Here is a 14450-nt window from a genome sequence, read left to right as displayed (position 1 = left end):
TGATCTTTTTATTATAATGAAGTCATGGTCACTTTTTGTGGATAAAAAAGCAGCAGTTAGCGTGTTTTTTTTGTTAAATCTTCCGAAAATGAACATTATTCTTCGGTTTTGTTAAGCATATTCTGTTTTTAAGTAGCCCAATTCAGTAGAATAACGGCCAATAAATGAGATGGTAATAATCTAAACGAGTCAGATGAGCCTTGTAGCAATCGGTATTAATCATAAGACGGCCAGCGTGGATATCCGCGAAAAAGTGGCGTTTGCGCCAGATAAAATTCATGATGCCATGAAGAGCCTGGCGGCACACACTTGCTCTGGTGAAGCCGTTATTATCTCGACTTGTAATCGTACTGAATTGTATTCAAATGCAAGAAACACCAGTTTATTAGTTGATTGGTTGGAGCAATATCATGGACTTTCTCATGAAAATATTGCGCCTTGCTTGTATACATTAACCGATCAAGAAGCGGTGAAGCATTTAATACGTGTTGCGGCGGGATTAGATTCGCTAGTCTTGGGCGAGCCGCAAATATTAGGGCAGGTGAAGCAATCATTTGCCCAAGCCAAAGAAGCGGGTACCGTTGCTTTTGCCATGGATAAATTATTTCAAAATACGTTTTCTGTGGCGAAAAAGATCCGTACCGAGACGGATATTGGTACATCTGCCGTTTCTGTGGCGTTTGCTGCGGTCAGTATGGCGAAGCATATTTTTTCAGCTTTAAGTCAAACTCAAGTCTTATTAGTTGGGGCGGGAGAAACGATTGAGTTGGTGGCCAAACACCTTTTTGAACATGGTGTGAAATCCATCACTGTGGCGAATAGAACGATCCATCGTGCACAGGCAATGTGTGAACAATTTGATGGCAAACCTATTACATTAGAACAGATCCCTGATTTTCTCGCTCAGGCGGATATCGTGATATCCTCTACTGCGAGTCCATTACCTATCCTTGGAAAAGGCATGGTAGAAAAAGCGCTAAAGCAGCGTCGTCATCAGCCTATGTTATTGGTTGATATAGCGGTTCCCCGCGATATTGAAGCAGAGGTAGCCGAGCTAGATGATGCTTTCCTCTATACAGTAGATGATCTGCAAAGCATAATTGAACAAAATATGGCCTCTCGACGAGAGGCTGCCGAGCAAGCTGAATTAATTGCTGAAGATCAATCTCACCAGTATATGGCATGGGTACGTTCCCTGAGTTCGGTTGACAGTATCCGTGAATATCGCAATAAAAGTCTCGCGGTGAAGGATGAGTTAGTTGAACGAGCGATGAATAAATTAGCCCAAGGGGGAGACAGTGAAGCCCTTATTTTAGAATTGGCTAATAAATTAACCAATCGTTTAATTCATGCGCCGACACAAGCGTTAACTGCGGCGAGTCGTGAAGGGGATTTACATTCTCTTGAGCAATTAAGAAATGTGCTTGGATTAGATAAAGACTAAGGTTAGCGTTTTAATGAAAGAGAGTGTTATTCGCAAGCTTGAAGGCTTGCTTGAGCGAAATGAAGAGGTACTGGCTTTACTGAGTGATGCCAGTGTGATTGCAGATCAAGAGCAATTTAGAGCCTTATCTAAAGAATATTCGCAATTAGAAGAAGTGGTTAAAGCTTTTAAGGCATTTAAGCAAGCAGAAGATGATCTTATGTCAGCAAAAGAAATGCTGGCTGAAGATGATGCTGAATTGAAAGAAATGGCTCTGGAAGAAATTAAGCAAGCCAAAGCCGTGATTGAATCCCTTGAAGATGCGTTACAAATCTTATTGCTTCCTAAAGATCCTAATGATGATAACAATGCGTTTGTTGAAATTCGAGCGGGAGCTGGAGGCGATGAGGCGGCCATTTTTGCGGGTGATTTGTTCCGCATGTACAGTCGCTATTGTGAAGGTAAACGCTGGCAAATAGAAGTCATGAATGCCAGTGAAGGCGAACATGGTGGTTTTAAAGAAATCATTATGAAAGTGTCAGGGGAAGGGGTTTACGGCAATTTGAAGTTTGAGTCTGGTGGTCATCGTGTTCAGCGTGTGCCAGAAACCGAGTCTCAAGGTCGTGTACATACTTCTGCTTGTACTGTTATTGTTCTGCCTGAAATTCCTGAAGCGGAAGCGATTGAAATTAATAAAGCGGATCTAAAAGTGGATACTTTTAGGGCTTCAGGTGCTGGTGGACAGCACGTGAATAAAACCGATTCAGCTATTCGAATTACGCATATTCCCACAGGTATTGTTGTTGAATGCCAAGATCAGCGTTCTCAGCATAAAAACCGTGCTCAAGCCATGAGTGTATTATCGGCTCGTATTCAAGCCGTTGAGGATGAAAAGCGTCGTAGTGAAGAAGATTCTACTCGCCGAAGCCTTGTGGCCAGCGGCGATCGCTCTGAGCGTATTCGTACTTATAATTTTCCACAAGGACGGCTGAGTGAGCATCGTATTAACCTGACGTTATACCGTTTAGGTGAAATTATTGAAGGCGATTTAGATTGTATCATTGAGCCCTTGATACAAGAAAACCAAGCAGACTTATTGGCCGCTTTGTCAGACGAATAGTCATTTGATAGCCATAAACAAAAGCCCTTAACGGGCTTTTGTTTTATCTATTGAGACTCGTGATATTGATTATTTCAAACCGATTAATCTTGTGTTCATAATGAAAAGGATGTGCAGTGCAACTTATTATTGTTAAAGCGCTTGAATGGGCTTCATCACAACTGATGGATATTTCTGATACACCTCAGTTAGATGCTGAAATTATGTTATTACATGTGATTAATAAATCAAGGGCTTACCTTTACACTTGGCCTGATAATAGTATCTCATCAGAACAAGGATCTGAGTTTAAACGTATGGTGGCTAAACGATTAGAAGGCAACCCTATAGCACATATCGTGGGGGAGCGAGAGTTTTGGTCATTACCTTTTAGAGTCAATCCTACAACCTTAATTCCCAGACCTGATACCGAAATACTCGTTGAAACGGCGTTAAATCTACCTTTGTCTGACTCGGCGCGTGTACTGGACTTAGGCACAGGTACAGGGGCGATTGCGCTAGCGTTAGCCCATGAGAGACCCTCATGGCGAATGATAGGTGTGGATAAGGTGACAGATGCCGTTGAGTTGGCCAAATTAAACCGTCAGTTGCTTAAATTAGAGCATGTTGAAATTTTACAAAGTGATTGGTTTGACGCCATCAGCTGTTATGATTTTAATTTAATCGTTTCAAATCCTCCTTATATTGACGAGCAAGATCATCATCTTCACGAAGGGGATGTGAGGTTTGAGCCTCAAAGTGCACTTACTGCTTCTGAGTCTGGTTTTGCAGATCTCTATCACATTGCAGCCGCAGCACGAGATTATTTAGCTCCGGGTGGTTATTTGTTATTAGAACACGGCTATCAACAGGCTATTTCTGTCAGAAATAAACTCATTGAACTTGGCTATGAGAATGTCTCTACGGTTAGAGATTTTGGCAGTAACGATCGTTGTACATTGGGACGCTGGTCTCGATAATCCATCAATTTTAGAGCCAACTCTTTTTCGTTGGCTTAGCGCTTGTTTTGATTTCCTCCTCTGTATTAAAAGTAAATGTTCTATATTTACTTAGATTGGTATTGCCCTTAACTGATTATTAATCTACGACTCAATGAGCTTTGTACTTGAGATGAGGAAATGTAATGGTGTCACAAGATGATCCTGCTTACAAAGGACAAGCAGTTTACACGCGAAAAATGATGCTAGAGTATAATTTGCGAGTGTTGCTCTTTTCTAATTATTGTTTATGGCGTTGTCCGACAGCTTTTTTACGTGCCGAATATCATAAGAAAATGAGTTCAAATCATCTCGATGTGGGCGTTGGGACCGGGTGGTATTTACAAAAAAGTTTAACTCATCATCAAGGTCGAATCGCTTTATTTGACTTAAATCCGATCTGTTTGGCTACCGTTGCGGGTAAAATAAAAGAATATCATCCAGAAGTTTATGAAGGAGATGTTCTCTCACCTTGGGCGTTAAATTGTGAGCCTTTTGATTCAATCAGTATGAATTATTTATTGCATTGCTTGCCTGGCGATTTACGCTCTAAGGCTGTGGTGTTTCAACATCTCAATGCGTATTTAAATTCAAATGGTGTGGTATTTGGCAGTACTATTTTAGGTAAAGGGATTAATATTGGATATTTCGCGAAAAAACTGATGAAGCATTATAATAATAAAGGTATTTTTGACAACTTTTCCGATGATTTAACCAGCTTGGAAGCCGTGTTAAATGAACACTTTCAGCAAGTGAAAATTGAAATGCGAGGTTGCGTAGCAATATTTTCAGGCATCAAAAAATAAGTGATTAGGAGATATCAATGCGATTGCGTATCCTACTGTGCTTTATTCTAAGCTGTGCTTTTTATTCACAAGCAGCACAGACATTATTGGTAGGGACGACGGGAGATTATCGTCCATTGACTTGGCTCGATAAGCAGAGTCAGACCTTTAGTGGGGATGCGATTAGTTTGATTCAGCGTTTCGCAAAAGAGAAGCATTATAATATTGAATTTGTTCAAACTCATTGGTCTGAGCTGTCAAAAGATCTTGCGAGTAATCGTTTTCAAATGGCTGTAGGGGGAATTTCTGCCACAGCACAGAGAGAGCAGCAGTTTTTATTGTCATTGCCTATACACGTTTTTGGTAAAACGGCATTGATGCGGTGTCGTGATCAGTCACGTTTTAAGACCTTTGATGATATTGATGTAGAAGGAGTCAGAGTCGTAGAAAACCGTGGTGGGACGAATGAAGCATTTGCATTATCGAGAGTGAAAAAAGCCACATTAATTATTGTTCCTAATAATCACCAGCCCTTTACATGGCTGACTGAAAATAAAGCTGATGTGATGTTTACTGATTCCATTGAAGTGGATTATATACACAGTATCAATCCACTCTTGTGCGGTTTAAAATCAAAAAAATTATACACACAATCTGATAAAGTGTTTTTATTTCGAAAGAATGAAGTGGCTTTGCAGCAAGCATTTAATACATGGTTTAAAAAGCAAAAGGCCACAGACAAATAAACAACGGGATTGGATTTGTTTGTGGCGTGACGAGCTATTTCATTGTGGGCATCACAAATTCAGCTTGATTATGCATGATGGTTGGCCAGCGGGCGGTAATGGCTTTGCGTTTGGTATAAAAACGGACACCATCAGGACCGTGCATGTGTAATGGGCCAAACAAGGAACGTTTCCAACCGCCAAAACTATGAAAAGCCATGGGAACTGGAATAGGAACATTGACGCCGACCATGCCAACTTGAACATGATGACAGAAGTGTCGAGCGATTTCACCATTTTGTGTAAATATGGCAGTGCCGTTACCAAATTCATGTTCATTGATCAAAGTGAGTGCTTCATCATAATCTTTGACTCTGACAACGCAAAGAACAGGGCCAAAGATTTCTTCTTGGTAAATGCGCATATCAGGAGTGACATGATCAAAAAGGCTGCCACCTAAAAAGAATCCATCTTCTCTATCTTTAACGGATAGTTCACGTCCATCAGCGACAAGTGTTGCACCTTCTTGTAGGCCGATTTCAAGATAATGCTCAACTTTGGCTTTATGGTCGGCGGTGATCAGCGGACCCATGTCCATATCGGGTGTCATGCCATCACCTATTTTGAGGGATGTCACTTTTGGAGTGAGTTTTTCGATTAAGGGTTCGGCAATATCACCCACAGCAATAATCACAGAAATGGCCATACATCGCTCACCTGCTGAGCCAAAAGCTGCGCCTGTCACGGCATTAACGGCTTTATCAAGATCCGCATCTGGCATCAATAGCATATGGTTTTTGGCGCCGCCTAAGGCTTGAACGCGCTTACCGTGAGCCGATGCTTTGGTGTATATATATTCCGCAATTGGGGTTGAACCGACAAAACTCACCGCTTTGATGTCATCATGAGTTAGCAGGATATCGACAGCTTCTTTATCACCATTGATGACATTGAGTACACCATCAGGTGCGCCGGCTTCAGTAAATAACTCGGCAATGCGCGTGACGACACCGGGATCTTTCTCTGAAGGTTTTAAAACAAAAGTATTGCCGCATGCAATGGCGATAGGAAACATCCACATGGGTACCATAAAGGGGAAATTAAAAGGTGTGATCCCGGCAACGACGCCCAAAGGTTGATTGAGTGTCCAAGCATCGATACCGCTTCCAACTTGTTCAGTATGTTCACCTTTTAATAGATGAGGGATCCCACAAGCAAACTCAATCACTTCGAGTCCGCGAATGACCTCACCTTTGGCATCATCATGCACTTTGCCGTGTTCTTGTGTAATGAGCAAGGCTAGTTCATCAATATTGTTTTCAATAAGCGTTTTAAATTTAAATAAAATACGAGAGCGATTTAAAGGGGTAACTTGAGACCATGTTTGGTGCGTCGCTTTTGCATGGGCAATGGCATTTTCAACTTCTGCTTGACTGGCCATCGACACGTTTGCTTGTACTTGACCGGTGGCAGGATTAAATACAGTTTGAGTACGTTCACTGGCTTGAGTGTGCTGGCCGTTGACATAATGAGAAATTATCTTCATTCGTTATTTCCTGTGTTAATCAGCATTAATGATGGCATCAGATAATATGTTGATGAGTTTTGTTATTTCATCTTTTTCGATAATCAATGGAGGTGATAATGCGATGGTATCTCCTGTCACTCTCACAAGTGCACCTCGGTAGAAACAATCTTCAAAAATAGCAAAGGCACGTTTACCAATCCCAGCTTGGCTAGGAGCAAACTGAATCGCACCGACTAAGCCAAAGTTACGAATATCGATCACATTTTTTAATGTTTTTAAGCCGTGGATCGCTTCCTCAAAATAACTCTCTAATTGGCGGCTGCGCTGGAACAGTTGATCATTTTGGTAAATGTTTAATGTGGCGAGTGCGGCAGCGGCGGCAACGGGGTGACCTGAATAGGTATAACCATGAAAAAGCTCAATGGTGTCTTCAGGCGCATTCATACAAGTCTCATATATACGATCGTCAATGAGCACAGCGCCCATTGGAACAGTACCGTTAGTCAGACCTTTAGCTGTTGTGATCATATCAGGAGTGACTCCCCAGCGCTCACTTGCAAAGGTGTCTCCGACACGTCCAAAAGCGGTGATGACTTCGTCAAAAATGAGTAAAATACCGTGTTGTTGCGTGATCTCTCGAATACGTTTTAGGTATCCTTTTGGAGGAAGAATAACACCTGCCGATCCGGCTAAAGGCTCAACAATAACAGCCGCGATATTTTCAGCACCTTGCAAGAAAATAATTTTTTCTAAGGCATCGGCTTTTTCAATGCCATATTCAGGTAAGCCTTTACAAAATGCATTTTTTTCAATATCTAAAGTGTGAGGTAAATGATCCACACCTTGTAAAAGTTGAGCACTAAAATTTTTACGATTATTGGGAATACCACCGACTGAAATACCACCAAAACCGACACCGTGATAGCCCAGTTCTCGCCCAATGAATCGGTTTCTACTGGCTTCACCGTTTGCTCTGTGAAAATTCAGCGCAATTTTTAATGCACTATCAACGGATTCGGAGCCCGAATTAGTAAAAAAAACTTTATTGAGTCCCTTGGGGCTGATATGGGCTAGGCGTTCGGCTAATTGGAAAATAATGGGGTGGCCCATTTGAAAAGAAGGGGCAAAGTCCATTTCCTTTATTTGATGACTGACCGCCTTGTTTATTTCATCACGTGAATGGCCCGCATTACAACACCAAAGGCCAGCGGTACCATCTAAAACTGGTCGCCCTGAGTTGTCTTCATAATAAAGGCCTTTGGCTTTTGTGAGTAGTCTAGGCTTTGCTTTAAATTGTCTATTAGCGGTAAAAGGCATCCAGTAATGTGCTAATGAACTGGATTGTGGATCCTGTATTGTCATATACCCTATCCTCAATATGCTATTATATTCTTTGAATTAAATTGCTCAAAATTGCTATTTTCCATGGGGGTTTTAAAGTGGTTTAGCGTCATTTGTTTCACTTTTCGCATTCAATTGTAGAATATATCAAGTTGTTCAAATAATGCACATAAAATGGTAACAAAATATACATGGATGATTTTTTAGGCTAATGTATGTTCGTGTTAATTTTTTGTGTTTTTTTTGGGCTGCTACTGGCTTCTTTTTATTTAGGGGCTGGCTGTTGTGCCGTCCTATTTAAATAGGAATAAAAAATGACTAAAGTGAAATGTGGCTTAATTCAAATGAGTTTAAAAGCGGATACCTCTCAGAGTGCTGAAGTGATCAGGAAAGCCATGCTTGATGCACATCTTCCTTTGGTGGAGTCGGCTGCGAAACAAGGCGTTCAAGTGTTGTGTTTTCAAGAAGTGTTTACACAATCTTATTTTTGTCCGAGCCAAGATAATAAATGGTACCAAGCGGCTGAGAAAATTCCCGAAGGACCCACCGTTAAATTAATGCAAGACTTAGCTAAGAAGCATGCCATGGTATTAGTGGTGCCCATTTATGAAGAAGATATTACAGGGGTTTATTACAATACCGCTGCAGTGATCGATGCCGATGGTCGTTACTTAGGCAAATATCGTAAGAATCACATTCCAGATGTCGCACCAGGTTTCTGGGAAAAGCATTATTTTAAACCCGGTAATCTTGGTTACCCTGTTTTTGACACGGCTTATTGTAAGTTGGGTGTGTATATTTGTTATGATCGACATTTTCCTGAAGGCTGGCGAGCATTAGCACTTAATGGGGCTGAGTATATTGTTAATCCTTCGGCGACAGTGGCAGGTTTGAGTGAATACCTGTGGGAACTGGAACAACCTGCCTCTGCTGCGGCGAATGGTGTTTTTATTGGCGCGATTAATCGAGTCGGTAAAGAAGCGCCATGGGACGATAAAATGGGAGAGTTCTATGGTTCGAGTTACATTGTTAATCCTAATGGTCAAATTGAAGCGCAAGCAAGCCGAGATAAGGATGAACTTTTAGTGCATGAAATTGATTTGAATATGGTCAAACAAGTCAGAAACGGTTGGCAGTTTTTACGGGATAGACGCCCTGAAAGTTATGGTGTGTTGACAGAGGGTTATGCTTGGGATCCTAAAGTACGCTAATGATGATATCGATATAAGCAGATCAGGTTAAAAGGAATAGGGATTATTTATGGTGAATAAGGTATCGCAACCGATAAAAACAGGGCTGTTATATGAATTAGAGATTGAAGATGATGTGCTAAATAGCGCTTATTTTAATCATGATATCGCGCCAACAAAAACCAGAGAAAGAACATGGACCAAATGGCATGTTGCTGCATTATGGGTGGGAATGGCGATATGTGTCCCTACTTATACGCTGGGCGGCGTATTAACCAGTTTTTTTGGTCTTAATGTCAAAGAAGCCTTATTGACGATTTTATTGGCCAACATTGTTATCCTTATTCCGTTGACACTCAATGCCTGTGCGGGGACAAAATATGGTATCCCTTTTCCGGTTTTACTTCGTTCATCCTTTGGTATTCTTGGTTCAAACCTTCCTTGCTTAATTCGAGGGATAGTGGCTTGTGGCTGGTTTGGAATACAAACCTTATTTGGTGGTATCGCTATTCATATTTTGTTGTCTCATTTGTTGCCTGGATGGGAGTCGCTGGAAGGAAAAGGTGAAGTGGTTGGCTTTTTTCTGTTTCTTTTTTTAAATATTTATATTGTTATTAAAGGCTCTGAGTCGATTAAAGTTTTAGAGTCTTTGTCTGCCCCGATTTTATTAGCCGTCGGACTCGGTTTGATGATGTGGGCATATCCACAAGTTTCAGTGACAGAGCTATTGGCTGAGCCTGCAAAGCGCCCAGAAAATGCCTCTTTTTGGCCTTATTTCTTTGGTGGATTGACGGCCATGGTAGGTTTTTGGGCGACGCTATCATTAAATATTCCTGATTTTAGTCGTTATGCCAGATCGCAAAAAGATCAAATTTTAGGGCAAATAATTGGTTTACCTGTAACCATGTTTTTCTTTGCTTCTTTAGGGGTTGTGCTCACTGCGGCATCACAAGGACTAGTGGGAGAAACCATTTCAGATCCTGTTAATCTTATTGGTAAGATTGATAATCCAATTTGGGTTGTAATTGCTATGCTGTTTATTATTATCGCGACATTATCGACTAATACGGCGGCAAATGTGGTGTCACCGACCAATGACTTTCAAAATATAGCCCCTAAAAAGATTAATCACACTAAAGGAGTCCTATTAACGGGGTTAATCGGCTTTCTTTTGATGTCCTATGATTTAGTACAGCGTATGGGTTGGGTGAATACTGACTTTAAATTAGAAGATATGTACTCTAATTGGCTTTTAGGGTATTCGAGTTTGTTAGGGCCTATTGCTGGCATTATGATTGTTGATTACTTTATTATTCGTAAGCGTTATTTAAACTTACCTGAGCTTTATAAAGCACAAGGTCTGTATAAAGGAGTCCGCTTTCAAGGAATGTTCGCCTTTATTTTTCCCGTGTGTTTAACGCTAATTGCTGTCAATAATCAAGCATTTTCATGGTTTTATCATTATGGATGGTTCACGGGTTCGATTTTAGGGGGGATCACTTATTATTTATTATGCCAAATAACAAGCGCTAAGTTATGAATGTGTTACCGAAAGAATATGAAAAATATAACACGAGCGTCTTATCTATCCATTTGATTGAGGTGGCCTATAGATGAAAAGTCAGGATTATCCTTTATCTGAAGTGCCTTTATCGAGTCGAAAAACACTCTTTTCACTCAGTTGGGTATTGATGGGGTTTACCTTATTTACTGCAACTATGTTTGCCGGTGGAGAAGTCGGTTTTGCTTTCCCCTTTTGGCCCGATCTTATTATGATCATTTTTATCGGGAATCTATTACTCGGAGCTTATGCGGCTATCTTAGGCCACATTGCTTTTCATACCGGACTTAATACTCACTTACTTTCGCGTTTTAGTTTTGGTCGCTTAGGTGTGGGACTTGTGGATTTAGTGTTAGGTTTGACACAAATCGGTTGGTACGCTTGGGGCACTGCAACACTTGCAGTCTATAGTCTTCAAATCATGGGAATATCCATGGATTCAGCCCATTATACGCTTTACTTAAATAGTATTATTATCTTTGTTGGTATGGCTTTTTGTGTGACCGCTTTAATTGGTTATCGAGGGTTGGAAAGCTTATCGTTATTGGCTGTGCCACTCATGTTTTTTTTGATTATTGTCAGTTTATATCACAGTTATGAAGCGAGTGCGATGGTGTCGTTTTCACCTTCAAAAGCACTGTTGCCTTCGTTATCTTATACTTTGGCCATTACGTTAATTTTTGGCACATTTTCAAGTGGGGCAACCCAGTCGACTAATTGGACTCGATTTTCTCCCTCATCCAAAGGCGCCATTTATGCCAGTTTACTGGCATTCTTGATTTGTAATGGTTTTATGGCACTCGTTGGTGGAGTAGGGGCATTTGTTTATGCTGAACCTGATATTGTTAAAGTTCTATTATTACAAGATTTATTTTGGTTTGGCTGCTTAATGTTACTATTGAGTCTTTGGACAACGCAAGATAATACCATTTATAACTTTTCTTTAGCGGTATGTCATTTATTGCGTACTAATAATAGACGTTTAGTGACATTCGTGGGAGCGGTTATTGGTATTATTTTGGCTCTTTTTCGAATCGATCAGCACCTTGTGGATTTTTTACTCCTATTAGGCGTATTGATCCCACCAATTGGCGGTGTGGTGATCGGGGATTATTTTTTTGTCAGAAGGCGGTGTTATCCTCAAGTGAGCGAGATGACGTTTCCTAATATTAATGTTGCCGGATTGAGTGCTTATCTGATTGCTTGTGTTGTTGCCTATGTCAGTCCTGGTATTGCACCCATTAATGGCATAGTGACTGCCGTTATTGTCTATAGCTTGTTGGGACGTTTATTTCATTTTTTTAATGGCGGTGTTGAGAGGAAATTATGAATCGAGATCATCACTTTATGCAAGAAGCTTTATTACAAGCTAGAAAGAGCTTAGCTGAGGGAGGGATCCCTATCGGTTCTGTTTTAGTGATTAATGACAACATTGTAGGGACAGGACACAATCAAAGAGTGCAAAAAAACAGTGCTATTTTGCATGCTGAAATGGACTGTTTGGAAAATGCTGGGCGATTAACGGCAGCTCAATATCAAAAGTCAACTTTATATTCAACCTTATCACCTTGTGCAATGTGTAGCGGCACCTCTTTGCTATATTCTATTCCGAGAATTGTCATAGGTGAGAATATCACTTTTCAAGGCCCTGAAGCCTATTTAATATCACAAGGGATCCAATTAGAAATCCTTAACGATAGTGAATGTATTGATTTAATGACGCAGTTTATTGAACAAAATCCGACGCTATGGAATGAGGATATAGGCATTTAATAGTGTTATTACATGAATAAAAAATGTTGAACAAGAATCATTGAACAAAAAGCCGACGCTATGGAATGAAGATATTGGTATTTAATGGCACGGTTATTGAAAAAAGGTCATTGAACAAAAAGCCGATGCTATGGAATGAGGATATAGGCATTTAATAGTGTTATTACATGAACAAAAAATGTTGAACAAGAATTATTGAACAAAAAGCCGACGCTATGGAATGAGGGTATCGGTATTTAATGGCACGGTTATTGAAAAAGTTATTGGAAAAGTTATTGGAAAAGTTATTGAAAAAAGATCATTGAATAAAAGCCGATGTGATGGAATCAGAATATAGGCATTTAATCATTTTATGATTGGCTAAATTAAATTTGGTCAGGATTGTTTGATTGTTTGAATGATTGTCAAGAGATATATGGAGTTGTTTGTATTTCCATTTTTATAAAAGTAAAAATAAAAATAGGAGAGCAAGATGTCGATTTTAATCAGAGGCGGCACAGTGGTTAATGCCGATACGAGTACTGTGGCCGATGTTTATTGTGAAGGGGGAATAATTCGAGCGGTAGGTGATAATTTATCTGTGCCGACTCATGCAGAAACGATTGATGCCAGTGGGCAATATGTGATGCCAGGTGGCATCGATCCTCACACGCATATGCAATTGCCTTTTATGGGAACGGTGGCCAGTGATGATTTTTATACGGGAACGGCTGCGGGATTAGCGGGTGGAACAACCAGCATCATTGATTTTGTTATTCCAGCTCCAAAGCAGCCATTAATGGAGGCCTATCATCAATGGAGAGGCTGGGCCGAAAAGGCGGCGAGTGATTATTCTTTTCATGTGGCGGTGACTTGGTGGGATCAATCTGTTCATGAAGATATGGGTATATTGGTTAATGAACAAGGTGTAAATAGCTTTAAGCATTTTATGGCTTATAAAAATGCCATTATGGCGGATGATGAAATATTAGTGAATAGTTTTCGTCGTTGTGTTGAGTTAGGTGCTATGCCGACTGTGCATGCCGAAAATGGCGAGCTTGTTTTTCAATTACAAAAAGAGATGCTAGCGAAAGGGATCACAGGTCCTGAAGGTCACCCATTATCTCGCCCACCTGCCGTTGAAGGTGAAGCTGCTCAACGAGCGATAAAAATAGCAGAGGTGATGAATGTGCCACTTTATGTGGTACATGTATCATGCAAAGATTCATTGGATGTTATAGTGCATGCTCGCAATACAGGTCAAAGGGTATTTGGTGAGTGTTTAGCGGGGCATTTAGTGGTCGATGACAGTGTGTACAGACATTCGGATTTTACCTATGCAGCCGCTCATGTGATGAGTCCACCTTTTAGAAGCAAACCTCATCAAGAAGCCTTATGGCGAGGTCTGCAATCGGGTAATTTACAAACAACGGCCACAGATCACTGCTGTTTTTGTGCCGATCAAAAAGCCATGGGTAAAGACGATTTTAGTAAAATTCCTAACGGTACTGCAGGTGTGGAAGATAGAATGACAGTGCTTTGGGATGCAGGAGTGAATACTGGGCGGCTCACCATGAATGAATTTGTGGCAGCGACGTCTACTAATGCGGCCAAGATATTTAATATTTATCCTCGAAAGGGGACGATAAGTGTGGGCTCTGATGCCGATATGGTTATTTGGGATCCTACTGGCACACGTACCATTTCGGCTAAGACCCATCATCAAAATATCGATTTTAATATTTTTGAAGGTCGCAAGGTTAAAGGTGTTGCTTCTCATACCATTAGTCAAGGTCAGCTTGTTTGGGTTGATGGCGATCTGCGGGCGGTTAGGGGAGCTGGTCGTTATATTAAAAGGCCGGCATTTCACCCTATGTTTAATGCTATGGATACCTTTAAGCAGTATACTCAAGGAGGTTGTTAAACGAAAATAGCAAGAAATAGAGTAAGGTATATTGATATACTCCTTGAATATACCCGTGACTGAGGGATCCCCACTTTTCTGGCTCATAAACAATGAATACTGATTGTGAAGTGAGCCAAGTTAT

At 40.7% G+C, this 14450-nt stretch carries 12 protein-coding genes; 10 read left to right on the top strand and 2 right to left on the bottom strand.

The features are described 5' to 3' along the window. Positions 1-193: 193 nt before the first annotated feature. The 5 genes from hemA to Q0791_RS14695 all read left to right on the top strand — a co-directional run bounded on the left by hemA (position 194) and on the right by Q0791_RS14695 (position 5051). A complete protein-coding gene (gene hemA / locus Q0791_RS14715) occupies positions 194-1444 on the top strand; it encodes a glutamyl-tRNA reductase (protein WP_299007849.1) in 1251 nt (416 codons plus the stop codon). 13 nt (positions 1445-1457) lie between these two features. Continuing rightward, on the top strand, positions 1458-2543 hold the full coding sequence (gene prfA / locus Q0791_RS14710) for a peptide chain release factor 1 (RefSeq protein WP_299007847.1): 1086 nt from the start codon (positions 1458-1460) through the stop codon (positions 2541-2543). A gap of 116 nt (positions 2544-2659) precedes the next feature. Further along, positions 2660-3502 carry a peptide chain release factor N(5)-glutamine methyltransferase gene (gene prmC / locus Q0791_RS14705; RefSeq protein ID WP_299007846.1) on the top strand — a complete coding sequence of 281 codons (843 nt, stop codon included), beginning with the start codon at positions 2660-2662 and terminating at the stop codon, positions 3500-3502. 164 nt (positions 3503-3666) lie between these two features. Continuing rightward, entirely contained in the window at positions 3667-4326 is a 660-nt protein-coding gene (locus Q0791_RS14700) for a class I SAM-dependent methyltransferase (RefSeq protein ID WP_299007845.1), read from the top strand. A gap of 17 nt (positions 4327-4343) precedes the next feature. Next, positions 4344-5051: a transporter substrate-binding domain-containing protein gene (locus Q0791_RS14695; RefSeq protein WP_299007842.1), complete on the top strand. Its 708-nt coding sequence runs from the start codon at positions 4344-4346 to the stop codon at positions 5049-5051. Between the two features lie 34 nt (positions 5052-5085). On the opposite strand, the gene Q0791_RS14690 is transcribed toward Q0791_RS14695, so the two are convergent. Further along, positions 5086-6576, bottom strand: coding sequence for a CoA-acylating methylmalonate-semialdehyde dehydrogenase (locus Q0791_RS14690; protein ID WP_299007840.1), 1491 nt, complete (start codon positions 6574-6576; stop codon positions 5086-5088). Between the two features lie 15 nt (positions 6577-6591). Continuing rightward, positions 6592-7920, bottom strand: coding sequence for an aspartate aminotransferase family protein (locus Q0791_RS14685; protein WP_299007838.1), 1329 nt, complete (start codon positions 7918-7920; stop codon positions 6592-6594). A gap of 293 nt (positions 7921-8213) precedes the next feature. On the opposite strand from Q0791_RS14685, the gene Q0791_RS14680 reads away from it, so the two are divergent. From Q0791_RS14680 to hydA, 5 genes are all read left to right on the top strand, one after another. Next, positions 8214-9110: a nitrilase-related carbon-nitrogen hydrolase gene (locus Q0791_RS14680; protein ID WP_299007836.1), complete on the top strand. Its 897-nt coding sequence runs from the start codon at positions 8214-8216 to the stop codon at positions 9108-9110. Between the two features lie 49 nt (positions 9111-9159). Continuing rightward, positions 9160-10629 carry an NCS1 family nucleobase:cation symporter-1 gene (locus tag Q0791_RS14675; protein WP_299007833.1) on the top strand — a complete coding sequence of 490 codons (1470 nt, stop codon included), beginning with the start codon at positions 9160-9162 and terminating at the stop codon, positions 10627-10629. Positions 10630-10702: 73 nt separating this feature from the next. After that, the gene (codB, locus tag Q0791_RS14670) at positions 10703-11980 is read left to right on the top strand and encodes a cytosine permease (protein ID WP_299007830.1); all 1278 of its coding nucleotides are present in this window, start codon (positions 10703-10705) and stop codon (positions 11978-11980) included. Further along, positions 11977-12423: a nucleoside deaminase gene (locus tag Q0791_RS14665; protein WP_299007827.1), complete on the top strand. Its 447-nt coding sequence runs from the start codon at positions 11977-11979 to the stop codon at positions 12421-12423. Before codB ends, Q0791_RS14665 begins: the two co-directional genes overlap by 4 nt. A gap of 472 nt (positions 12424-12895) precedes the next feature. Then, positions 12896-14326 carry a dihydropyrimidinase gene (hydA, locus tag Q0791_RS14660; RefSeq protein ID WP_299007825.1) on the top strand — a complete coding sequence of 477 codons (1431 nt, stop codon included), beginning with the start codon at positions 12896-12898 and terminating at the stop codon, positions 14324-14326. Positions 14327-14450 lie beyond the last annotated feature (124 nt).

Origin of the sequence: uncultured Shewanella sp. (assembly GCF_947495455.1) — a bacterium.
GTDB lineage: Bacteria > Pseudomonadota > Gammaproteobacteria > Enterobacterales > Shewanellaceae > Shewanella.
This window is presented reverse-complemented; position numbering and strand designations above follow the sequence as displayed.